The following is a 20,512-nucleotide window of genomic DNA, read 5'->3' on the forward strand; positions in this document are numbered from 1 at the left end:
GCCGCCATCAGTTCGGCCGGGGAGCGCGGCGGTCCCGGCGGGCCTCGAGCTCCTCGTCGCCGACGTAGGTGAGCATGGGCACACCGGGCACGCAGAACATGACCACGACGAACCGGCTCCACGAGTCGGACAGGTTGTTGGCCGCCTGGTAGTGGATGACGTCGCCACCGGGCTCCCAGAACGCCTCGCCCGCGCGGACCACCCGCGCCGGCTCGCCCTCCAGCTCGAAGATCATCTCCCCTTCGAGCATGTAGCCGTACACCGGTCCCGAGTGCCGGTGCGGCGGGGAGCCGGGGTCACCGGGCGGCAGTTCGATGAGCGCGGTCATCTCCTCGGCGGGATCGGGAAGCTTGGGCGGCGCCCCGTGATGAAGCACCGTATAGACGGTATTGCCTTTCATGTCCATGTCGTCGACGCTAGTGGCGAAGCGGTCCAGAGAAATAGTCCACTTCCCGGTTGTTCTGATGTACCACTTTCTGCTCGGAGCCATCGCGGCGGCAGGCCGTCCACGCTGGAGTGCGCCGTCGCGAGCGGCATCGGGCATGATCCACTTAGGGGAGCCGGAGAGGCCCCCACGTCGCGAAGCGAGGAACGATGACGGCCGGTGACATCGCTGTGGTGACGGGCGCTGGTTCAGGGATCGGCCGGGTGGTCAGCAGGGCGCTCCTCGACTCCGGGTACCGGGTCGCGCTCGCCGGCCGCCGGGAGGAGGCGCTGCGCGAGACGGCTGAAGAACGACCGGACGCGCTCGTCGTGCCCACCGACGTCACCGATCCCGAATCCGTGGCGGGCCTGTTCACCCGGGTGCGCGAGCAGTGGGGCAGGGTCGACCTGCTCTTCAACAACGCGGGCACCTTCGGCTCTCCCGGAGCCGTCGACGAGATCTCGGTGGCCGACTGGCGCCGCACCGTCGACACAAACCTGACGGGCGCGTTCCTGTGTGCGCACCACGCCGTCGCGGCGATGAAGGAGCAGCGGCCGCAGGGCGGGCGGATCATCAACAACGGTTCCGTGTCCGCGCACACCCCCCGTCCTGGCAGCGTGGCGTACACCGCCACCAAGCACGCCTTGACCGGCCTGACGAAGTCGATCTCCCTCGACGGCCGCCCCTACCGGATCGCGTGCGGCCAGATCGACATCGGCAACGCGGCCACCGAGATGACCGAGGCCTTCGCCAGAGGCGCCGTCCAGGCGAACGGCACGCGCGTCGCGGAGCCGACGTTCGACTCCGCGCATGTCGCGGAGGCCGTGCTCTTCATGGCGAAGCTCCCCCTCGACGCGAACGTGCTGTTCCTGACCGTCACGGCGACGGCGATGCCGTTCGTCGGCCGGGGCTGAGTCGGCCCTCGTCGAGTGGGCCCTCGTCAAGTGGGCCCTGGCTGAGGGGCGGGTCCGCTTCTGAAGCGCCGTCCTGCGGCGGCCGCACCGGCAGGAGTTGCGGTCGTTTGGCGGTGCGGCCGTCACCGGATGAGCGGCCGAGAAGACGTCTGCCCAGCCAGGGGCCGAGGAAGGTGCCCGCCCAGCGCAGTTCACCGCCGACGGTGCGCCGCCCAGCGGCCGGGAGCCCCTCGAGGGGCAGCGGACTCGTCCAGGAGTCGTCGCTGCCGGGCAGGGCGAGCGCGTGGGCGACCGCGTCCGCGATGAGCTGATGACCGAGCGGACCGGCATGCAGCCTGTCCACGCTCCACAGGCGGGGATCGGTGACCACCGGGTGACCACTTGTCTCGGCGACGACGACCCCGTGGCGGCGGGCCGCGTCCCGGATCCGGGCGTTGAGTGCGGTCACGCGTGAGCTCAGTGGCCGTGCCAGCGGAATGAGCAGCGTCAGGTCGGGGAAGGTGAGCGTCGCGACGAGGGCGCCCTGGGCGGTGAGCGCGGAGAACATCGCCTCCAGGTGCCCGGCGACCTCGTCGGCGTCGAACCGCGGGCGCATCAGGTCGTTGACGCCCGCGACCACGGTGGCCAGGTCGGGCTCCAGGGCGAGCGCCGGGGCGAGCTGCCCGTCGCGGACCTCCCGCGCGAGCCGTCCTCGTACGGCGAGATTGGCGTACCGGAGCTCAGGGCTGCGCCGGGCGAGGTTCTCGGCGAGCCGGTCGGCCCAGCCTCGCAGGCCGGTGAGGTCGTCGCCGTCGCCGAGGCCTTCGGTCTGGCTGTCGCCCAGGGCCACATAGCGCAGATGACCCGCGTCAGTCCTGGACACGGGCGCCCTGCCTGTCCCGCAGCACGGCGGCCGCGTGTTCGCACCAGTCACGGTTGCCCCGCTCGAACGCGAGGCCGCGCAGGCAGGTCAGATAGGGGCCGATGCACTCGCCGTGCCGGAGGAAATCCTCCTCGGCGCGGTCCCCCCGCATGGTGCGCAGCAGCCTGCCGAACAGATCGACCTTGGCCTGCGCGAAGGCGGCGCGCTCGGTCAGCTGCGCGATCAGCGTGCCGGCGTCGACGTGGTCGGCGGCCTGAACCTTCACCAGCAGGTCGTCGCGGATGAACGAGGGCTTGGCGGCGAGGGACGTGAAGCGCTCCAGCTCGGCCAGGCCGGCGTCGGTGACCCGGAACAGCCGCTTGTTGGGCCGCGTGTCCTGGACCACCTCCCGGCCCGTGACCAGCCCGTCCCGCTCGAGCCGGGTGAGCTCGGCGTACAACTGCTGCGGCTGGGCATGCCAGAAGTTCGCCACGCCGAGGTCGAACGCCTTGGTCAGCTGGTATCCGCTCAGCTCCTCGTCGAGAAGCGCCGCCAGCACGGCGTGCCGCAACGCCATCGGATCTCCTCCTCCGCACGGGTGTCACGAAGCCAGTTCAGATGATACTCATAAATAGGACTATTCATGATTCTTCAGGAGACGTCATGACCGCTGCTGATCGCTTCCGCGCCGCCGTCGACGAGCGGGACCTCGCCGCGTTGACCGACCTGTTCAGCGAGGACATCCGCCTGTACAGCCCCGTCAAGTACCGGCCCTTCGAGGGCAGGGCCGCGGTGCTGGACCTGTTCAAGGTCCTGTTCCGCACCTTCGAGGACTTCCGCTACATCGGCCATCACACCGGCGCCTCCGAGACGAGCGCCGACGGCGTGGAGTCCCCGTCGGAGGTCCTGCTCTTCAGAGCCGTCGCCGGCGGTAAGCAGATCCACGGCATCGACCTGCTCCACATGGGCGACGACGGCCGCATCAGGGAGATCACGGTGATGGTCCGCCCGCAGTCCGCCGTCCAGGCACTGGGTGAGGCGGTCCTCGCCGGGCTGACCGCCGGCGGGCCCGGCGACCCCCGCTGAGAGGGCGTTCCGTCCGCGCTCAGCGGGGGTCGATCGGCGTCGGCGTGCCGGTGGCCGCCTCTATCACCGCGGCGGCCGCAAGGCACAGGTCCTCGCGGAACCTCGGGCCGATGATCTGTACGGCCTGCGGCAGGGAGCCGGCATGCCCGACGGGCACGGCGACCGAGGGCAGCCCGAGGAGGTTGACCGCCACGGCCGTCCGCATCGTCTCCGGCCAGTCGGCCAGCCATCGGGAATCGAGATCCGAGCCGACCGGGAAGGCCGGACGGGTGCGGATCGGCGCGAGCACCAGCGGAGTGCGGCTCATCCAGGCGCTCCACAGCCGCGCGATGGACGCCCGCTCCATCATCGGGTCGAACGCCTGCTCTCCGGCGGCTCGCGTCCACACGGGCTCGAACTCCTGCCAGAACCGCACGAACCCGGGGGACGCGATCGCCTCGACCGGAGGTTGCTCGCGATGCACCCTGCCGTAGGCCGACATGATCTGCGTGAAGATCTCACTCGCGCGGGTGAGGGCCGGGGCGCGGCCCTCCTCGATGAGATAGCCGTTCTCGCCCAGGATCCGCGCGGCGCGCGTCAGCGCGCCGGCCACCTCCGGGGCCGTCTCGGCTCCGTCGAGATCTGTCACCACGCAGACCCGCAGGGGCACGGGCGGAGGCGGACCGTCCAGGGGCGCCGGCGCATGCCACGGGTCACCTCCGGGGCGGCCGCACATGTGGTCGAACGCCAGGCGCAGATCCCGGACGTGGCGGGCGATCGGGCCGTGGACGCCGAGCAACTGGAAGGCGAAAGGCGTCGGGCCCGCCTCCTCCCCCACCTGCGCGACTCTGCCCAATGTCGGCTTCAACGCGCTGACGCCGCAGCACTGGGCGGGCCAGCGCAACGAGCCCGCGCCGTCGTTCCCGATCCCGAGCGGTGACATGCCGGTCGCCACCGCGACCGCCTCCCCGCCACTCGAGCCGCCCGGCGTGTGCCCCGCCGACCAGGGGTTGACGGTCGCGCCGCGCAGCGCGTTGTCGGTGTGCCAGCGCATGCCGAACTCGGGCATGTTCGTCCGGCCGATCGGGATCGCCCCCGCCGCCCGCAGTTCGGCGACGGGAGGCGCGTCGGCGTGCGCCCGCGCGTCCTTCAGCGCGGCGATCCCCAGCGTCGTCGCCGAACCCGCGACCTCGATGTTCTCTTTGACCGTCAGCGGCACACCGCACAGGGGGCCGACGTCCTCACCTCGTGCGCGCGCCGCGTCGGCGGCGGACGCCGCCGCGCGCGCCTCGTCCCCCAGCGTGGCCGTGACGGCGTTCACGCGGGGGTTCACCTGGTCGATCCTCCGTAGATGCGCCTCGACCACCTCTCCGCACGACGCCTGCCCCTCGCGGATCAGCTTCGCCAGATCCCACGCGCCCAGTTCCCACAGCTCCGTCACCGCGTCCTCCTCGGTTGCCGTGCCGGGAAATCTAGAAGGGAAGGCCGGGAAAGAGCAGTCTTGTCTTTCCCGGCGGTGTCAGCCGCCCTGGTGCGGGTCCGGTCAGTGGACCGGCGGCGCGAGCTCGGACAAGGTCTCGACGTGCCGCAACGCGGCCTGTACGGTGCCGCGCCCGGCCGGCAGGAGCGGCGGCCGCACCGTGGCGGCCGGAATGCGGCCCTGAGCGTGCAGGACCGCTTTGACGACCGTGGGGTTGGGCTCGGCGAACAGCACGCTCGACAGGACGGCGAGGCGATGACCGAGCGACCTGGCCCGGGCGACGTCGCCGGCGTGCCAGGCGCCGGCCAGCTCGACGTACCGTGCCGTGGCGACATGCGCCGAGGCCAGGATGCCGCCGTGCGCGCCCAGCGCCAGCAGAGGCGAGATGAAGGCGTCGTCGCCGCCCAGCACCGCGAAATCGGCGGGCGGATCCGCCAGCAGTTCGACGGTGTCGGCGCCGATCCCGCCGACGGCGTACTTGATGCCGGCCACACCGGTCAGGCCCGCCAGCCGCCGGATGGCGTCCGCGCGCAACTCCTGCCCGGTCCGGTACGGGACGTGGTAGACGACGAGCGGGACGGGACTCGCCGCGGCGAGAGCGGCGAAGTGCGCGATGACCCCCGCCTCGCCGGGGCGAAGGAACGGCGGCACCAGACTGAGCGCCGCGGTCACCTCCGGCCGTTCGCTCAGCGCCTTCACCTCGTCCACGGTCCCGGCGCCGACCAGAAGGGGAGCCGCGCGCTCACGGCAGACCCGCGCGATCACGTCGACGACGCCACGGCGTTCAGCGGCGTCCAGCGACGCCGGTTCCGCGGTGGTGCCCAGGGCCACGATGCCGGCCGCGCCGGCGTCCAGCACCTCGTGCGCCAGGGCCTCCAGCGCGGAGAAGGCGACGGCACCGGTGCCGTCGAACGGGGTGATCAGCGGTACGTGCACTCCGGAAAGCGTCATGGCACCAGCGTCTGGGATGTGGACCGATAAGGTCCAGTTCGCATTTCCGGGCTGAACCGTAAGCTGTTCTTATGCTCGATGTGCGCCGACTCCGGCTGCTGTGCGACCTGTCCCGCCTCGGCACGATCGCCGCCGTCGCGCAGGCGCACACCTGCTCGGCGTCGGCGGTCTCACAGCAGATGGCCGTGCTGGAACGGGAGGCGGGGGTTCCGCTCCTGGAGCGCACCGGGCGGCGCGTCGCCTTCACCGCGGCCGGCCGGATTCTCGTACGGCACGCCGAGACCGTCCTCGCCGCCCTGGAACAGACGACGGCCGCGCTCGCCGCGGTGGGCACCGGCCTGGCCGGCCCGCTGCGCATCGGCGCGTTCCCGACCGCGGTCCGCACCCTCCTCCCGGCGGCGCTCGTCGCGCTCGGCCGCCGTCATCCGGGGCTCGAACTGATGGTGAGCGAGCTTGACCCGGTCGCCGTACCCGCCGCCCTGCGCGAGCGTCGACTCGACGTCGGGCTGCTTCACGACTACGACGTCGTGCCGGTCAAGCCGGACGCCGCCCTGGACGCGGCGCCGCTGCTGGACGAAACGGTGTTCCTCGCCGTGCCCGCCACCGAGTCCACCACCGAGGGCGCCGACCCGCTTCGGGACGTCCGCGACGCCGCCTGGATCATGGCCGGTCCCGGCACCCTCTGCCACACCGTCACGCTGCACGTCTGCCGCGCCGCCGGCTTCACGCCCCGGGCGCGCCACCACGCCGACGACTTCGCCACCGTGCTCGCCCTGGTCGCGGCCGGCCAAGGCGTCTCGCTGGTGCCTCAGCTCGCCGCCGCACAGCCGCCTGCCGGCGTCCGTCTCATCCCGCTGCCCACCCGCCGCAGAACCCGCATCGCATATCGGCGGGGCGCGGCCACCCACCCGGCCGTCGCCGCGTTCGTGTCCGCGCTCCGCCTCTCGACCAGCGCGTTCCTCGGCGAATGAACCCGCCGATCCGCGCCCTTCAGGATCTGACCTCGTTCCAGGCGGAGCTGTTGAGGAAGTAGGTGTCGTAGAGCTCCTGGACCTCGAGCAGGCTCTCCGGCGGCACCTTCCCGTAGGCGATGCGCTCCAGGTGCCGGAAGTACTCGAACCGTTCGACTCCGGGCGTGATGACGATGAGGATGTCGGCGTCCTCGCCCGGAGCGGCGGCGAAGGCGTGCGCGTGGCCGGGAGGCACGATGATCAGGTCGCCACGCTCGGCGGTCACCACCTGCTCGCCGGACAACAATTGCGCGGTGCCGTCCAGCATGTAGAACAGTTCGGCCGAACCGTCATGGCGGTGCGGTTTCGCACCGTCGGCGCCGTCGACCAGGCTGACCCGCTGGGTCGACAACGCTCCGCCGGTCGAGCTGCTGTCGGCCAGCAGCCGGATGGTGGTCGGGGCCCGGCCGATCACTTCCGCCTCTGCGGATCGGACGATCACGGACTCGTCGAAGTTCGGCACGATCAGCGACATCGGGGTGGCTCCTTGCTTGAGAGGGGTTCCGTACGGTCGTTCAGATGGCGAACAGCAGGGCGGCGCTGATCAGGACGACCACGGCGGTGGCGAAGTGGACACCGAACGCGACCGCCTTCGTGCCGCCGTTACGCAGGACGACGAGGGTGTCGCCGAGCGGGACCAGCGCGACCACGAGCATGAACCAGGCCTCGGCGCGGGCGCTCGCGAAGACGAGAAGGGCGAGGCCGAGCAGGCCGTAGCCGAAGTCGCGCAGGCCCTTGATGGTGAGGTACGCGGCGTCGCCGTCCTTCTTGGCGGGGACGCCGTAGCCGGCGGCCGCGGCGCGGGGCGACAGGAGGAAGCGGGCGCCGATGACGACGACGAAGACGTCGAGCACGATGGCCAATCCGTACGCGGTGGGGGTGATCACTGGCGTCTCTCCTGCTAGCAGTGCTAGATCTAAGAGCGACACTAACATAGCTATGACAGGAGCACTAGCGGCACTAGAATTGCGTCATGTCCATCCAGACGCGCCGGGCGCGCGAGCGAGCAGAGCGGGAACGGCTGATCGTCACGGCCGCGCGGGAACTGGCCGAATCGGAGGGCTGGGACGCGGTCACCACGCGGCGCCTCGCCGAGGAGATCGAGTACAGCCAGCCGGTCCTCTACAGCCACTTCAAGGGCAAGGACGCCATCATGGCCGCGGTCGCGGTGGAGGGCTTCGCCGACCTCGCCGGTGAGTTGCGCGCGGCGCGCACCGCGGTCGCCGACCCACGCGAGGCCCTCGCGGCCGTCGGCGCCGCCTACGCCCTGTTCGCCGAGCGGCGGCCCGCGCTGTACGACGCGATGTTCACCCACGCCGTCGACCTGCCCTTCGCGACCGCCGAGGCGCCACCCGCCCTGCGGGAGGCCTTCGGCGAACTGCTCGAGACCGTTCGGCCGCTGGTGCGGGACGACGACCTGGAGACGCTCACCGAGACCTTCTGGAGCGGGCTGCACGGGCTTGTCACGCTCATGCGCAACGGCAGGCTCCGGCATGCCGACCACGAGCGGCGACTGGCGCTGCTGATCAGCCGCTTCTCCGGCTGACCGGCCGATTCGGGCCGCGGCGCCCCGGTGCGCGGCGACGGCAGACCGGCCGTCGTTCAGCGCCCGCATGATCGAAAGGGGGCGGCGCCGCGCGGCTCACCGCCACGTCGGTTGGCACCGCGGTTTGAGGGTTTCACGCACGTATCTCCACTGCAGAGAAGTGATCAGCGCCAGAACTTTCAAAGGGCGCTTCAATGAGACGCTTGAAGGCATGGATGCAGGTGAAAACGACCACAGGCAAGGAGTCTCCGTTCGCCCACTCCCCCCGTCTCCGCGTGCCGGCGGTTCGCCGCACGCCGAACCGGTCATCGAGACCACCGGCCTGCGCATGCGTTACGGGTCGGTCGACGTGCTCCACGGGGTGGACCTCCGGGTGCACCAGGGCGAGGTGGTGGCCCTCCTGGGCCCGAACGGCGCGGGGAAGACGACGACCATCGAGATCCTCGAGGGGTTCCGCCGGCGTTCGGCGGGTGAGGTGCGGGTGCTCGGCGTCGATCCCGACGACGGCGACGAGGCGTGGCGCGCACGGCTCGGCATCGTGCTGCAGTCCTGGCGCGACCACGGCAAATGGCGGGTCGGCGAGCTGCTGGACCACCTCGGCCGTTTCTACCTCCCGTACGGCACGCCGCGCCGGGCCAGGCCGTACGGTACCGGCGAACTGCTCGACCTGGTGGGCCTGACCGACCGGGCAAACGCGGTGATCGGCACGCTCTCCGGCGGCCAGCGGCGCAGGCTCGACGTGGCCATCGGACTGGTGGGACGGCCGGACCTGCTGTTCCTCGACGAGCCGACCGTCGGCTTCGACCCCCAGGCGCGGCGTGAGTTTCATGAGCTGGTGCAGCGCCTGTCGGAGCTGGAGGACACCGCGATCCTGCTCACGACGCACGACCTCGACGAGGCCGACAGGCTGGCCGGCCGGATCGTGATCCTGGCGGGCGGCAGGATCGTGGCCGACGGCAGCGCCTCGGAACTTGCCACGCGGGTCTCCGGCAGGGCCGAGGTCAGGTACAGCAGGGACGGCGAGCACCACGTGGAGTCGGTCGAGGACGCGACCGGCCGCGTGCGCACGCTGTTCGCCGAGTACGGCGAGGCGATCGGCGACCTGGAGGTGCGCAGGGTCAGTCTGGAGGACGTCTACATGACGCTGGTGCACGAATTCGAGACCGGACGGCGTACGGAGGCGCCGAGCGAGTTGACGGAGGTGGCGCGATGAGCCCCCGATCGGCCGCCGTACGCGCGGGCCTGCAGCGCGGCAGGATCGAGTTCCGGCAGAGCATGACCAACGGGCAGGACCTCTGGTCGGTGATGTTCTTCCCGGTCATCGCGCTGGTCGTCATGTTCCTGCTGCGGAACAACACGGTGCCGGGCACCGGCTTCTCGCTGAGCTCCCAGTCCGTCCCCGGCGTCTTGGGGATGAACGTCGTCATGAACGGCATGCTGGCGCTGGGCCTGTCGCTGACCATGGACCGTGAGGACGGCACGCTGCTGCGCGCCAAGGCGACGCCGAACGGCATGGTCGGCTACCTCACCGGCAAGCTGCTCAGCCGGGCCGGGATGGCGGTGGTGGGGCTGCTCGTTCCGCTGATCCCCGCGGTGTTCCTGTTCGACGGGCTGGAGCTGGGCCGGGTGTCGTCGTGGCTGACGCTGGTCTGGGTGCTGGCGCTCGGCCTGGTGGCGCTGCTGCCGATCGGCGCCGTGCTCGGCTCGGTGTTCAACACCGCGCAGAGCATGGGCTTCGTCTCGCTGCCGACGATGCTGCTCATCGGCCTTTCCGGCGTGTTCTACCCGATCAGCGCCTTCCCCGAGTGGCTGCAGTGGGTCGCCCAGGCCTTCCCGCTCTACTGGCTGGGGCTGGGCCTGCGCTCGGCGATGTTGCCGGACGCCCTGGCGGCCGCCGAAGTCGGCGAGTCCTGGCGGCACCTGGAGACGATCGGCGTCCTCGGCCTGTGGGCGGTCGCGGGCCTCCTGCTCGCGCCGGTGGTGCTGCGGCGGATGGCTCGCCGCGAGTCGGGCTCCGCCGTCGAGGTCCGGCGGCAGAAGGCGATGCAGCGCGTCATGTAGGCGTGCGGGCCGGCGGCCGGGTGGCTCCTCCGTGGCATCAGAGCGGCAGGTGTCAGCGAGTTGCGCATGCAGGCGTACGCGCGGCAGGACGACCCGACCCTCGGGCCGGGCGAAACGGCGGACGTGCTGCGGACGCTCGCCGAGTACGCCGCCTCCGGCGTCGTCGGCGCGGCGGCGGTCGCCCCGTTCACCGCGACCACGCGGTATCTCCAGCGGTGGCGCGCCAGGCGGCGCGACCGCCGGATCGACCTCACTCGCGCGATCGAACTGTCACGGGACCTCTGCCATGCCGCTCTCGGTGTCGAATCCGCCGGCTGCGTCGTCACGGAGGCGACACCGGACGACGGGGGATGGAGAGTGCGCCTCGCCGCCTCCGGGGTTCCAGTGGAGGTCTTCGTGGATGCCGGCGGCACTCTCGCAAGCTACCGGGTCATCGGCGGCCTCACCTAGACATTCCGTCTTTCGTTCTCAGTGTGCTTCCGCGGTGGTCTCGGTAATGCGCCCGGCTGTCTTTTCGAGTGACAGACCGGTGTATTGTCCCGCGAACGACAGGATGTCCACCACCAGGTCGCGTTCTTTACTCGCGGGAAAGGCCGCGTGGGCGGTGTCGGGTTCCCGGCGCATGAGGATCGGCCGGCCACTGCTGGTGGTGGCGTTCTGGAGGGCCGCGCACATCTTGGTGACGTGGGCCTCTCCGGTCTGCAGATCGGTCACCGCGCCGGTGAAGAGGAACGCGGGATAGGGGGTTCCTGGCGTGACGTTGTGGTACGGGGAGTATGAGAGCAGCCATTGGAGTTGTTCGGGCTCGGAGGCGCTACCGAATTCGTCGGTCCACGTGCATCCCAGGCCGAATTGTTCGTAGCGCACCATGTCACACAGCGGGGCTTCGGCGATGACCGCGGCGTACAGGTCCGGCCGCTGTGTGGCCGCGGCGGCGACCATCAGTCCACCGCCGGACACGCCGTAGATCGCCAGTTGGTCGCGGGTGGTCCGGCCGGTGTCGATGAGCCAGGTCGCGGCGTCGTTGAAGTCGCTGATCGTGCGGTGTTTGTGTGGCCCGCGGCCGGCGTCGTGCCAATCCTGGCCTTCTTCGCCGCCTCCGCGTACACAGGCGAGGGCGTAGATGCCGCCGGCGCTGACCCATGCGGCCGCCATGGGGAGGAACCATGGGCGCATCGGCATGCCGAAGCTGCCGTAGCCGTAGAGGAGGGTGGGGCGAGGGCCCTGATGTTCTTCGGCCGGGGTGAACAGGAACAGCGTGATCTCGGTGCCGTCGCCGGCCTGGTAGCGGACGCTGCGGCTGCGGATGTCCGGCGTCTTTCCGGCTGTCGTGGTGCCGGTCTCCTGCTCCGTCTTCCCGCTGGCGGCGTCGTAGCGATAGATGGTGGGGGGCGTGGCCGCGTCGCAGTAGCTGAACCACGCGTGGCGCCCGTGCGGCATGTTCACGCGCAGGGATGACACGACGCCGGCGCCGGGAAGGGGCAGCTCGGTGAGCGGCCGGCCGCTGCCCAGGTCGTGCAGTGTCAGGGCGGAGGTGCCTCGGCGGGTGCGTGCCACCAGGAGGAGGGGCTGCGCGAGTGCCGGGTCGTCCAGGACCACACACTCGTCCAGAGGAGCCTGGGGATCTTCGGCCACCAGCGTGTGCCATGCGGCGGGGTCGGTCTCGTGCCCGTCCGCCACGCAGATGCGGCCGCACGGGGCCTGGTAGTCGGTGACCAGCAGCAGATCGCCGTCCGCGAGGAAACGCGGGAGAACACGGGCGCGCGTGCTCGCCCCGTCCACGATCTTGACGAAATGCGGGGCTTCCGGATCGATGAGATCCGCCACGTACACGTCGTTGTCCGAGGCGGGCCCGGCCGTCGCGGTGATCGCCAGGCGACGGCCGTCGGCGCTGACCGTGAGCCCGTAATAGGCGTCTGAGGCATCGACGCCGCCGAACACCACCGTGTCGGCCTGCCAGGGCGAACCGATCCGATGCAACCTCACCCGCCGGTGCAGACGCAGGTCGCCAGGGGCCAGTTCCTCGTCCGGGACCCGGCTGACGTAGTAGAACGCGCCCCCTCCCGGCAACCAGGCCAGCGAGGTGTTGCGGGCGCGTGGCAACGGCCCGTCCACCGCCTCGCCGGTACGTGCGTCCAGCACCATGATGTCGCTGCCGGGCTGCTCGGCGACCTCCATTTGGACGGCCACACGTTCACCCTCACGCGACGGCCACCAGGCGAACAACCCGGTATGGCCGGACGGATCGATCTTCGCGGGATCGACCAGCACCCGCCTGTTCCCTTCGGCGTCGACCACGAGCAGGCGCCGTTGCTCGTCCCCGCGGAGCTGCTCGGCGAGGAACATCACCGAACCGCGCGCCATCGGCGGCTCCGCGACGCCGAAGGACGACATCTGATCCACCAGGGACGCCCACGATTGCTTTCCATGCCATCCGGTGCGACACGTCTGGAAGAGACGATCCTGGGCCGCGGCCCAGTCCTGTACGCACGGGTCGTCGCCGTCTTCCAACCACCGGTAGGGATCGGAGACCGGGAATCCGAACAGATCCTCCACCACATCGCTGCGCCGAGCGGCAGGGTAAGACCATCGCGCCACGAACGCCCCCAATGCGTCGCCCGCTCTGAGACATGACGAGGTACTGCGGCCTGTTACGGGCCGCAGTACCCGGCTCACTCAGTTACGACTGGCCGCGAAGAATGTCGGCCTGCCAGCCGCGCACGCCCCCGACACGGGGAGCAGGACTGGTCTCGCGATACGGTAGGTGTCCACTCACGTCGGCCTCCCGAATGCGCCGGTTCGCCCGAAATGGGCGATTTCGACAGAAATGTCCCCTCGTCTGGGATCGATAAACAGAGGGCGTCGCTCTCGACGGGCCCGGCCCTCGCCTCAGCGCCGAGGTCAGGTGAGGAGCTCGCGCAGTTTGGCCACGGAGTCCGCGGCGTGGCTGTCGGGCATCGACTCGCAGACGAGGAGGACCTGACCGGGTGCGCTGTTGACGGGCAGGGTCTCGTAGGCGAGCTTCACCTCGCCGACATCCGGGTGGCGCAGTTGAAGAATCCCCTGGCCGTTGGTCCGCACATCGTGACTGCTCCACATGCGGCGGAAATCCCCGCATTGGGAGAGCTCGTCGATCAGGTCGCGGACGAAGGGGTCCCCGCCGTACGCTCCCGCGGTCGCACGCAGGTGGGCCACCCACATGTTGGCCGCCGTGTGCCAGTCCTGATACCACTCGGGGTGGTAGAAGGCGTGCCGCAGAAGGTTGGGACCCAGGTCACGTTCGTTGCACAGCAGGGCGGCCAGCCGGTTCTCGAAGAGCACGTCCAGCCGTCGGTTCATCACCAGGGCCGGATGGTCCCAGCCCTGCATGAGCGCGATCAGGGCCGGATTGACCTGCCGGTCCGCGGGCGTGAGCCTGGGCGGCCGCGGGCGCGCGAGATCGTGAAGGTGCCTGACGGCCTCCGGGTCGAGCTGGAAGACCCGGGCGAGCGCGCCGAGCACCTGCTCCGACGGACGGCGCTCCCTCCCCTGCTCCAGGCGCATGTAGTAGTCGACGCTGACCCCGGCCAGCTCCGCCACTTCGCTCCGGCGAAGCCCCGGCGTCCGGCGATCGCCGACGTGAGGCAACCCCACCTGATCGGGGGTCGTGGCTTGACGTCGAGCGCGCAGAAATTCCCCCAGAGCGCCCACCAGGTCAGGTTAAGTTCATATAGGTAAGGCCATCCCCAAGGCTGAAGAAAATATCTACCTGGACATTTCGCAACGCCGAATCTCTCGACGCGACGACGACTACTCGGGCGACCTCGCGATGCGGTAGCCCACCCCGGGAGTGGTGGTGATGATCGGGGGCTCGCCGAGTTTGCGGCGCAGGCGGCCGATGGTGACCGTGACGGTGTTGGTGAACGGGTCGGCGTGTTCGTCCCAGACCTGTTCGAGCAGGTCCTCGGTGCTGAGGAAGGCGGGGGCGGCGCGCAGGAGGGCTTCGAGCAGGGCGAACTCCTTGACCGACAGGTCCACGCGACGGCCCTCACGGGTGACGGTGCGGCTCAGCGGGTCGAGCTCGATGCCGCCCGCGCGCAGGGTGCGGGCGCGGGCGAAGGGTCGGCGGCGGGCCAGGGCGCGGATGCGCAGGACCAGTTCTGGGAAATGGAAGGGCTTGGCGAGATAGTCGTCCGCTCCCAGGGTCAGGCCGCTGACCCGGTCTCCGGGTGACCCGGCCGCGGTCAGCATCAAGATCATGGCCCGGTCGTCGGCCTCAGTGATCATCTGGCAGAGCGCGTCGCCGTGGATGCCCGGCAGGTCCCGGTCGAGGACGACCACGTCGTAGGCGTTGAGGTCGAGTTTGGCCGCGGCCTCCAGCCCGTCGTGCGCGACGTCGACGGCCATGCCCTGATCGCGCAGGCCCTCGACCAGGACGGCCGCGAGGGAGCGCGCGTCCTCGACCACCAGCACCCTCACGCCGGCGCGCCCGTCAGCGCGGCCGCCAGGGGCAGGGACACGGCGACCCGGAGGCCGCCTTCTGGCCGGGCCCGCAGGTCGAGGCCGCCGCCGTGTGCGGCGGCGACGGCGGACACGATCGACAGGCCGAGCCCGGATCCGTCGTCGGAGCCGGTCCGATCCGTGCCGAGCCGCTGGAACGGCCGGGTCAGCAGCGCGACCTGTTCCTGGTCGAGCACGTCCCCTCCCGTCTCCACGATGAGCCGCGCCGTGTCTCGGTCGGCCGTCGCCGCGACCCGGATCCAGCCGCCCCGCTGGTTGTGGACGATCGCGTTGTCGATCACGTTGCCGACCATGCGGGACAGCAGCGTCCTGCTCCCCCGGGTCCAGGCGCCGTCGTCGACCTCGTCGGCGTGGACGGTCAACGCCTTGTCCGCGATGTCGGCCGCCCGGCCGTCCAGGGCCGCGGCCACCACACGGCCGAGCGAGACCGTGGCGCGGTCGGACAGGGCGCCGTGCTGGGTGCGGGCGAGCGTGAGCAGGCCGTCCAGAAGCCGGTCGACCTGGTCGAGTTCGGCTCGGACCCGGTCGGCGAGCGCGATCGTCTGCGCGGGCACGGGGTCCGGTTTGGCCACGGCAACGTCCAGAGAAGCCCGCATGGTCGTCAGCGGAGTGCGTAGTTCGTGGGAGGCGTCGGCGACGAACCGGCGCTGCGCGGCGAAGGAACCCTCGAGCCGTTCGAGCAGCCCGTCGATCGTGTCGGCGAGGTCCTTCACCTCGTCGGCGGGGCCGGGCACGGCCAGTCGCTCGTGCAGGTTGTCCGCGGAGATCCGCCGCGTGGCCGCGGTGATCGTCCGCAACGGGCGCAGCACGCGTCCCGCCACGACCCGGCCGAGCACGAACGACACCACGACCATGACGGCGAGCGCGATCACCGAGCCGGCCAGCAACCGGCGTGACTGGAGCGCCTCCATCTCCGACAGCCGGCTCTGGAGCAGCGCGATCTGCTGCTGGGCGTTCTCGAGCGTGAGCCGCGCGCCCGTCGCCGGATCGCCCTCGTGCGCGCTGATGCGCGACCCGAGGCTCACGACGTTGGTGATGGCCAGCAGCCCGACGGCGGACAGGAGGAACAGCACGCCGTACAGCGCGGTGAAACGCTGCCGCACAGTACGGCCGGGCCGAGCCGGACGTCGCGGTTTCTTCATCGGTGCACTCCCGTTCCTCGCCCGTCCAGGATGCCGCCCCGGACCTAACAACGACATGACGGGCCGCGTTCGGCCCACGTTATGGCCACATCCGTAGAACCGGTCGCATGCGATCGACCATAGAAGTCAACGGACTGCGCAAGCGGTACGGCCGGACCACGGCGCTGGACGGCATGTCCTTCACCGTGGGACCGGGGAAAGTCACCGGATTCGTCGGCCCCAACGGCGCGGGCAAGTCCACCACGATGCGGGTCGTGCTCGGCCTGGACGCGGCCGACGAGGGCACCGCTCTGGTGAGCGGGCGGCCGTACGCCGCGCTGCGGCGGCCGATGTTCCATGTCGGAGCGCTGCTGGACGCCGCCGCGGCGCAGCCGAGCCGGACCGCGCGCAATCATCTGCTGTGGCTGGCGCACTCCCAGGGGCTGGGCGCCGGACGGGTCGACGAGGTGATCGAGCTGGTCGGGCTGCGTTCAGCGGCCCGGCGCCGGGTGGGCGGTTTCTCCCTCGGCATGCGGCAGCGGCTCGGCATCGCCGCGGCGATGCTCGGCGACCCCCCGGTGCTGATGTTCGACGAGCCGTCCAACGGCCTGGATCCCGAGGGCATCGTGTGGATGCGCGGCTTCCTGAGGTCGCTTGCCGCCGAGGGCCGGGCCGTCCTGGTCTCCAGTCACCTGATGAGTGAACTCCAGGACACCGCCGACCATCTCGTGGTCGTCGGACGCGGCCGGGTCGTCGCCGACACCAGCGTGGCCGGCCTGATCGCGGCCGCCTCACTCGACCGGGTCACGCTGCGCACATCGGCGCGTTCAGCCGCCGTGACCGCGCTGACGCGCGCCGGGGCCGCCGTGGCCGACACGGGCCACGGCGCTCTCGGGGTCACCGGGCTGGCGGCGGAGCGCGTCGTGGCCCTCCTCAACGACGACGCGGTGCCGTTCACCGAGGTGTCCGCGCACCGCGCGACTCTCGAGGAGGCCTACATGCACCTCACCCGGGACGCGGTCGAGTTCCGGGCGGCCGTCCCGGGGGTCGCGCAGGGAACCGGCAGGGGACAGGAGGCGGCACGATGAGCACCGGCATCGCCGCCCCGGCACGCTCGGAGCCGAGGGCCGGACGCCATGACTTCGCGCACCTGCTGCGCGCGGAGTGGACCAAGTTCCGCACCGTACGCGGCTGGGTGATCGGCATGCTGGCCGCGGCGCTGGTCGTCGTGCTGCTCGGACTGCTCTCCGCGTCGGGCAACCACTCCTCGTGCGACAGCGGCCCGGTCGAAACCTCCTGCCCGGCCGTTCCCGTGGGACCGGACGGCGAGGCGGTGGCGGACGCGTTCACCTTCATGCACCGGCCGCTGGCCGGGGACGGGGCCATCACCGTCCGCGTGACCTCTCTGACCGGCATCATCACCTATCCGCCGCCTGACCACGACGAGATCGTCCCCGGCGTCGTGCCGTGGGCGAAGGCCGGAATCATGGTCAAGGAGTCCACCCGGCAGGGAACCGCCTACGCGGCGGTGATGGTCACCGGCGCCCACGGGGTGCGGATGCAGCACGACTTCACCCAGGACACGGCCGGCCGCCCGGGCGGCGTCACGGCGGAGTCTCCGCGCTGGCTACGGCTGGTCCGCTCAGGTGACACGCTCACCGGTTACGAGTCGGCCGACGGCACAAGTTGGACGGAGGTCGGCACGGCCCGGCCGGCCGGCCTGCCGTCCACGATCCAGGTGGGGCTCTTCGTCACCTCCCCCGGCGACCTGACCGTCAAGCAGGCCGATCTCGGCGGGAGCATCGAGCAGGTGCGCTTCACCCAGGCGAGCGCCGTCTTCGACCACGTCGGCCTTCAAGGGGACACACCCTCCGGCGCATGGAGCCGCGACGTCGTGGGATCCTCCGGCACGACGGACTGGGAACGCTTCCACCGCGCGAACGGCGTGCAGGAGTCCGGCGGCACGTTCACGTTGTCCGGCAGCGGCGACATCGCGCCGCGGATGGACGGCCAGACCATCGAGAGGACCCTCACCGGCGCTCTCACCGGGCTGATCCTGGTGGTCGTCGTGGCGGTGATGTACATCGCCGCCGAATACCGCCGCGGGTTGATTCACACCACGCTGCTCGCCGAGCCGCGGCGCGGCCGCGTGCTGGCGGCCAAGGCCCTGATGATCGGCGCGGTCACCTTCTGCGCCACGCTGCCCGCGGTCGTGGTGACGGTCGTTGTCGGCGAGCGGATCCTGCGGGCCAACGGCAACTACATCCTCCCGGTGAGCGCGCTCACCGAGGTCCGCGTCCTCATCGGCGTCGCGGCGCTGCTCGCCGTCGCCGCCGTCCTCGCCCTCGCCCTCGGCGTCGTGTTCCGGCGCGGCGTCGCGGCGGTGGTCACCGCCGTCGTGGTGATCGTCGTGCCCCATGTCCTCGCGACCACCTCCGTCCTGCCTGACAGCGCGGCGCAGTGGCTGTTGCGGCTGACCCCGGCGGCCGGCTTCGCCGTCCAGCAGAGCGTTCCCGAGTACGCCCACGTCCTCGGGCACTACGCGCCGCAGGCGGGGTACTACCCGCTGGCCCCGTGGGCCGGCTTCGCCGTGCTCTGCGGATACACCGCGGCGGCCCTCGGCCTGGCACTCCTGCGGTTGCGGAGGGCGGACGCATGAGGCGCGAGACGCACGCGGAGTGGACCAAGCTGCGCACCATGGCCGGCACCGGCCCCCTGCTGCTCGGGATCATCCTGCTGACCGTCGCCGTGAGCGCGGCGGCGGCCGCCACGGTGTCCTGCCCGGCGGCGGGTTGCGGCTACGACACCGCGAGGATCAGTCTCTTCGGAGTCCAGGCCGGCCAGGCGGTCGTCGCCGTCCTGGCCGTGCTCGCGGTCAGCGGCGAGTACGGCACGGGCATGATCCGCACGACCCTGTCCGCGATGCCGCGCAGGGGCGCCGTCCTCGCGGCCAAGGCGGCCGTCCTCACCGGGCTCACGCTCGGCACGGGGACGCTCGCCGTGCTCGCGTCCGTGCTGGCCGGGCGGCTCATCCTGCCCGGCAACGGTTTCACCGCCGGCCACGGCCACCCGCCGCCGTCGCTGGCCGACGGGCCGATGCTCCGCGCGGCCGCGGGCTCGGTCCTCTACCTCGTCCTGGTCGCCCTGCTCAGCCTCGGCGTGGCCACCGCCGTGCGGGACTCGGCGGCGGCCGCCGGGACCGTGTTCGGCCTGCTCTACCTGTTCCCGATCGTCATCCTCGTGGTCTCCGATCAGGACTGGCAGCGGCTGCTGTGGCGGATCTCGCCGATGAACGCCGGTCTCACCGTCCAGGCCACCTCCCGGCTGTCCAGCCTGCCCCTCAGCCCGTGGGCGGGCCTCGGCGTACTGGCCGCGTGGGCCGCCGCCGCGCTCCTGGGAGGCGGGCTGCTCCTGCGGCGGCGCGACGCGTGACGGTCAGGAGCAGAAGTCCGAGATGGTCCGGGTGAGAACGTCGGTCACCTGGTGCACCGAGGCGAGATCGGCCCATTCTGTCGCGGCGTGCGCTCCCTCGCCGTCGACGCCGAAGAGCAGGCAGGGGATTCCGGCGCGGTCGAGGAGCGCGCAGTCGGTCCAGAAGGGTTCGGCCCGGATCACGGGCGGCCGCCCGAGGACCGCTGCGGCGTGTTCCGTCACCGTGCGCACGATGGACGCCTGGGGATCGGCTTCGAACGGCTCCCGGTGCAGGTCACGGTGCAGCCGGTAGCGGAAGCCGGGGACGCCGGCGGCGAGGCCGTCGAGGATCGCGGTGAGTTCGGCCTGCACGGTGCCGGCGTTCTCCCCCGGCACCGTGCGGCGCTCGATGGTGACGCGGCACGACGCCGGATACGTCGAGGCCTCCTCGCCTCCCCGGATGACGGAGGCGTGCACGGTGCCCGGCCCGAGGAGAGGATGCGGCGACTGTTCGAGGCGGCTGCCCCACTCCTCGAGGGCGACGAGGAAGTGGCCCGCCTTGGCGATGGCGTCGACGCCGAGGTCGGGCCGGGAGCCGTGGGCGGCGCGGCCCAGGATCTCGACCTCGAACCAGGCGAAGCCCTTGTGCGCGAGCGTCACCTCGAGATGACTCGGCTCGGTGACGACGGCCGCGTCGGCGGTGAAGGCCTCCAGCACCTCCTCGGTGCCGGTACTGGCGTGTTCCTCGTCGGCGACGCACGCGAGGACGACGTCTCCGCGGAGCCCGCCCCGCTCGACGGCACGGGCGGCCGCGGTCATCATGGCCGCGATCCCGCCCTTCATGTCGAAGGCGCCCCGGCCGAACATCCTGCTGTCGCGGATCTCCGGCTCCAGCGGATCGCCGTCGTAGCCGGCGAGGCCGACCGTGTCGAGATGGCCGTTGAGCATGAGCGAACGGCCTCCCCCGCAACCCCGGGCGACCGCGACCAGCGAGGGACGGCCCGGCCGCCTCTCCATCCGGTGCACCTCGAACCCGCGTGGCGCGAGCCATCCGGCGCAGAAGTCGGCGATGCGGGTCTCGCCCGCGCCCCCGGGCACCAGATCGGGGTTGACGGAATCGATGCCGATGAGCCGTGCGAGGAGCGGCACCGGGTCCGGGCTTTCCTGCGGCATGGCCGGGCTCCCTTC

22 protein-coding genes are annotated in these 20,512 nt (G+C 71.3%); 10 read left to right on the top strand and 12 right to left on the bottom strand.

The window, feature by feature from the left end; genetic code table 11:
* Positions 1–7 precede the first annotated feature (7 nt).
* Positions 8–376: a cupin domain-containing protein gene (locus tag Pka01_RS09180; protein ID WP_239114850.1), complete on the bottom strand. Its 369-nt coding sequence runs from the start codon at positions 374–376 to the stop codon at positions 8–10.
* A gap of 218 nt (positions 377–594) precedes the next feature.
* Between Pka01_RS09180 and Pka01_RS09185 the strand changes: the two genes are divergently transcribed.
* Entirely contained in the window at positions 595–1,338 is a 744-nt protein-coding gene (locus Pka01_RS09185) for an SDR family oxidoreductase (protein WP_203882199.1), read from the top strand.
* Here the strand turns inward: Pka01_RS09185 and Pka01_RS09190 are convergent.
* Complete coding sequence (locus Pka01_RS09190) at positions 1,301–2,200, bottom strand: SGNH/GDSL hydrolase family protein (RefSeq protein WP_203882200.1); 900 nt, start codon at positions 2,198–2,200, stop codon at positions 1,301–1,303. The genes Pka01_RS09185 and Pka01_RS09190 overlap by 38 nt on opposite strands.
* Positions 2,187–2,756, bottom strand: coding sequence for a PadR family transcriptional regulator (locus tag Pka01_RS09195; protein ID WP_203882201.1), 570 nt, complete (start codon positions 2,754–2,756; stop codon positions 2,187–2,189). The genes Pka01_RS09190 and Pka01_RS09195 overlap by 14 nt, the downstream gene beginning before the upstream one ends.
* 86 nt (positions 2,757–2,842) lie before the next feature.
* On the opposite strand from Pka01_RS09195, the gene Pka01_RS09200 reads away from it, so the two are divergent.
* Positions 2,843–3,265, top strand: coding sequence for a nuclear transport factor 2 family protein (locus Pka01_RS09200; RefSeq protein WP_203882202.1), 423 nt, complete (start codon positions 2,843–2,845; stop codon positions 3,263–3,265).
* 19 nt (positions 3,266–3,284) lie between these two features.
* Here the strand turns inward: Pka01_RS09200 and Pka01_RS09205 are convergent, their stop codons facing one another.
* A complete protein-coding gene (locus Pka01_RS09205) occupies positions 3,285–4,685 on the bottom strand; it encodes an amidase (protein ID WP_203882203.1) in 1,401 nt (466 codons plus the stop codon).
* 102 nt (positions 4,686–4,787) lie between these two features.
* A complete protein-coding gene (locus Pka01_RS09210) occupies positions 4,788–5,675 on the bottom strand; it encodes a dihydrodipicolinate synthase family protein (RefSeq protein WP_203882204.1) in 888 nt (295 codons plus the stop codon).
* A 71-nt stretch (positions 5,676–5,746) separates the two neighbouring features.
* Between Pka01_RS09210 and Pka01_RS09215 the strand changes: the two genes are divergently transcribed.
* Entirely contained in the window at positions 5,747–6,646 is a 900-nt protein-coding gene (locus Pka01_RS09215; protein ID WP_203882205.1) for a LysR family transcriptional regulator, read from the top strand.
* 19 nt (positions 6,647–6,665) lie between these two features.
* Here Pka01_RS09215 and Pka01_RS09220 read toward each other — a convergent pair whose 3' ends face one another.
* Both Pka01_RS09220 and Pka01_RS09225 read right to left on the bottom strand, forming a co-directional pair.
* Positions 6,666–7,160 (bottom strand): cupin domain-containing protein, encoded by a 495-nt coding sequence (locus tag Pka01_RS09220; RefSeq protein ID WP_203882206.1) that lies wholly within the window; start codon positions 7,158–7,160, stop codon positions 6,666–6,668.
* A gap of 40 nt (positions 7,161–7,200) precedes the next feature.
* Positions 7,201–7,572: a DUF4267 domain-containing protein gene (locus tag Pka01_RS09225; protein WP_203882207.1), complete on the bottom strand. Its 372-nt coding sequence runs from the start codon at positions 7,570–7,572 to the stop codon at positions 7,201–7,203.
* Positions 7,573–7,658: 86 nt separating this feature from the next.
* Here Pka01_RS09225 and Pka01_RS09230 point away from each other — a divergent pair, with 86 nt between their 5' ends.
* The 4 genes from Pka01_RS09230 to Pka01_RS09245 all read left to right on the top strand — a co-directional run bounded on the left by Pka01_RS09230 (position 7,659) and on the right by Pka01_RS09245 (position 10,742).
* Positions 7,659–8,231 (top strand): TetR/AcrR family transcriptional regulator, encoded by a 573-nt coding sequence (locus tag Pka01_RS09230; protein ID WP_203882208.1) that lies wholly within the window; start codon positions 7,659–7,661, stop codon positions 8,229–8,231.
* Positions 8,232–8,442: 211 nt separating this feature from the next.
* The gene (locus Pka01_RS09235) at positions 8,443–9,444 is read left to right on the top strand and encodes an ABC transporter ATP-binding protein (RefSeq protein WP_203882209.1); all 1,002 of its coding nucleotides are present in this window, start codon (positions 8,443–8,445) and stop codon (positions 9,442–9,444) included.
* Complete coding sequence (locus Pka01_RS09240) at positions 9,441–10,292, top strand: ABC transporter permease (protein ID WP_203882210.1); 852 nt, start codon at positions 9,441–9,443, stop codon at positions 10,290–10,292. The genes Pka01_RS09235 and Pka01_RS09240 overlap by 4 nt, the downstream gene beginning before the upstream one ends.
* Before the next feature lie 66 nt (positions 10,293–10,358).
* Positions 10,359–10,742 carry a hypothetical protein gene (locus Pka01_RS09245; RefSeq protein WP_203882211.1) on the top strand — a complete coding sequence of 128 codons (384 nt, stop codon included), beginning with the start codon at positions 10,359–10,361 and terminating at the stop codon, positions 10,740–10,742.
* An 18-nt stretch (positions 10,743–10,760) separates the two neighbouring features.
* On the opposite strand, the gene Pka01_RS09250 is transcribed toward Pka01_RS09245, so the two are convergent.
* The 4 genes from Pka01_RS09250 to Pka01_RS09265 form a co-directional block, all read right to left on the bottom strand.
* The gene (locus tag Pka01_RS09250) at positions 10,761–12,968 is read right to left on the bottom strand and encodes a prolyl oligopeptidase family serine peptidase (RefSeq protein ID WP_308442223.1); all 2,208 of its coding nucleotides are present in this window, start codon (positions 12,966–12,968) and stop codon (positions 10,761–10,763) included.
* 225 nt (positions 12,969–13,193) lie between these two features.
* Complete coding sequence (locus Pka01_RS09255; RefSeq protein WP_203882213.1) at positions 13,194–13,982, bottom strand: helix-turn-helix transcriptional regulator; 789 nt, start codon at positions 13,980–13,982, stop codon at positions 13,194–13,196.
* A gap of 99 nt (positions 13,983–14,081) precedes the next feature.
* Positions 14,082–14,750, bottom strand: coding sequence for a response regulator transcription factor (locus tag Pka01_RS09260; protein WP_203882214.1), 669 nt, complete (start codon positions 14,748–14,750; stop codon positions 14,082–14,084).
* On the bottom strand, positions 14,747–15,934 hold the full coding sequence (locus tag Pka01_RS09265; protein WP_203882215.1) for a sensor histidine kinase: 1,188 nt from the start codon (positions 15,932–15,934) through the stop codon (positions 14,747–14,749). The genes Pka01_RS09260 and Pka01_RS09265 overlap by 4 nt, the downstream gene beginning before the upstream one ends.
* A gap of 107 nt (positions 15,935–16,041) precedes the next feature.
* Between Pka01_RS09265 and Pka01_RS09270 the strand changes: the two genes are divergently transcribed.
* Genes Pka01_RS09270 through Pka01_RS09280 form a run of 3 tightly spaced genes read left to right on the top strand, consistent with a single transcriptional unit; the run spans position 16,042 to position 19,345 of the window.
* Positions 16,042–17,001: an ATP-binding cassette domain-containing protein gene (locus Pka01_RS09270; RefSeq protein WP_203882216.1), complete on the top strand. Its 960-nt coding sequence runs from the start codon at positions 16,042–16,044 to the stop codon at positions 16,999–17,001.
* A complete protein-coding gene (locus Pka01_RS09275; protein WP_203882217.1) occupies positions 16,998–18,572 on the top strand; it encodes an ABC transporter permease subunit in 1,575 nt (524 codons plus the stop codon). The genes Pka01_RS09270 and Pka01_RS09275 overlap by 4 nt, the downstream gene beginning before the upstream one ends.
* Positions 18,569–19,345 (top strand): ABC transporter permease subunit, encoded by a 777-nt coding sequence (locus Pka01_RS09280; RefSeq protein WP_203882218.1) that lies wholly within the window; start codon positions 18,569–18,571, stop codon positions 19,343–19,345. Before Pka01_RS09275 ends, Pka01_RS09280 begins: the two co-directional genes overlap by 4 nt.
* A gap of 3 nt (positions 19,346–19,348) precedes the next feature.
* Here the strand turns inward: Pka01_RS09280 and Pka01_RS09285 are convergent, their stop codons facing one another.
* On the bottom strand, positions 19,349–20,497 hold the full coding sequence (locus Pka01_RS09285) for an ArgE/DapE family deacylase (protein WP_203882219.1): 1,149 nt from the start codon (positions 20,495–20,497) through the stop codon (positions 19,349–19,351).
* Positions 20,498–20,512 lie beyond the last annotated feature (15 nt).

The organism is Planotetraspora kaengkrachanensis, assembly GCF_016862895.1.
In the GTDB taxonomy this organism is placed as follows: Bacteria; Actinomycetota; Actinomycetes; order Streptosporangiales; family Streptosporangiaceae; genus Planotetraspora; species Planotetraspora kaengkrachanensis.

What these genes read in the sequence shown, in the direction of transcription:
- Pka01_RS09185 (WP_203882199.1), top strand. Translation starts at nt 595, where the DNA reads ATGACGGCCGGTGACATCGCTGTGGTGACGGGCGCTGGTTCAGGGATC.
- Pka01_RS09195 (WP_203882201.1), bottom strand. Translation starts at nt 2,756, where the DNA reads ATGGCGTTGCGGCACGCCGTGCTGGCGGCGCTTCTCGACGAGGAGCTG.
- Pka01_RS09200 (WP_203882202.1), top strand. Translation starts at nt 2,843, where the DNA reads ATGACCGCTGCTGATCGCTTCCGCGCCGCCGTCGACGAGCGGGACCTC.
- Pka01_RS09210 (WP_203882204.1), bottom strand. Translation starts at nt 5,675, where the DNA reads ATGACGCTTTCCGGAGTGCACGTACCGCTGATCACCCCGTTCGACGGC.
- Pka01_RS09215 (WP_203882205.1), top strand. Translation starts at nt 5,747, where the DNA reads ATGCTCGATGTGCGCCGACTCCGGCTGCTGTGCGACCTGTCCCGCCTC.
- Pka01_RS09220 (WP_203882206.1), bottom strand. Translation starts at nt 7,160, where the DNA reads ATGTCGCTGATCGTGCCGAACTTCGACGAGTCCGTGATCGTCCGATCC.
- Pka01_RS09230 (WP_203882208.1), top strand. Translation starts at nt 7,659, where the DNA reads ATGTCCATCCAGACGCGCCGGGCGCGCGAGCGAGCAGAGCGGGAACGG.
- Pka01_RS09235 (WP_203882209.1), top strand. Translation starts at nt 8,443, where the DNA reads ATGGATGCAGGTGAAAACGACCACAGGCAAGGAGTCTCCGTTCGCCCA.
- Pka01_RS09240 (WP_203882210.1), top strand. Translation starts at nt 9,441, where the DNA reads ATGAGCCCCCGATCGGCCGCCGTACGCGCGGGCCTGCAGCGCGGCAGG.
- Pka01_RS09245 (WP_203882211.1), top strand. Translation starts at nt 10,359, where the DNA reads ATGCAGGCGTACGCGCGGCAGGACGACCCGACCCTCGGGCCGGGCGAA.
- Pka01_RS09265 (WP_203882215.1), bottom strand. Translation starts at nt 15,934, where the DNA reads ATGAAGAAACCGCGACGTCCGGCTCGGCCCGGCCGTACTGTGCGGCAG.
- Pka01_RS09270 (WP_203882216.1), top strand. Translation starts at nt 16,042, where the DNA reads ATGCGATCGACCATAGAAGTCAACGGACTGCGCAAGCGGTACGGCCGG.
- Pka01_RS09275 (WP_203882217.1), top strand. Translation starts at nt 16,998, where the DNA reads ATGAGCACCGGCATCGCCGCCCCGGCACGCTCGGAGCCGAGGGCCGGA.
- Pka01_RS09280 (WP_203882218.1), top strand. Translation starts at nt 18,569, where the DNA reads ATGAGGCGCGAGACGCACGCGGAGTGGACCAAGCTGCGCACCATGGCC.
- Pka01_RS09285 (WP_203882219.1), bottom strand. Translation starts at nt 20,497, where the DNA reads ATGCCGCAGGAAAGCCCGGACCCGGTGCCGCTCCTCGCACGGCTCATC.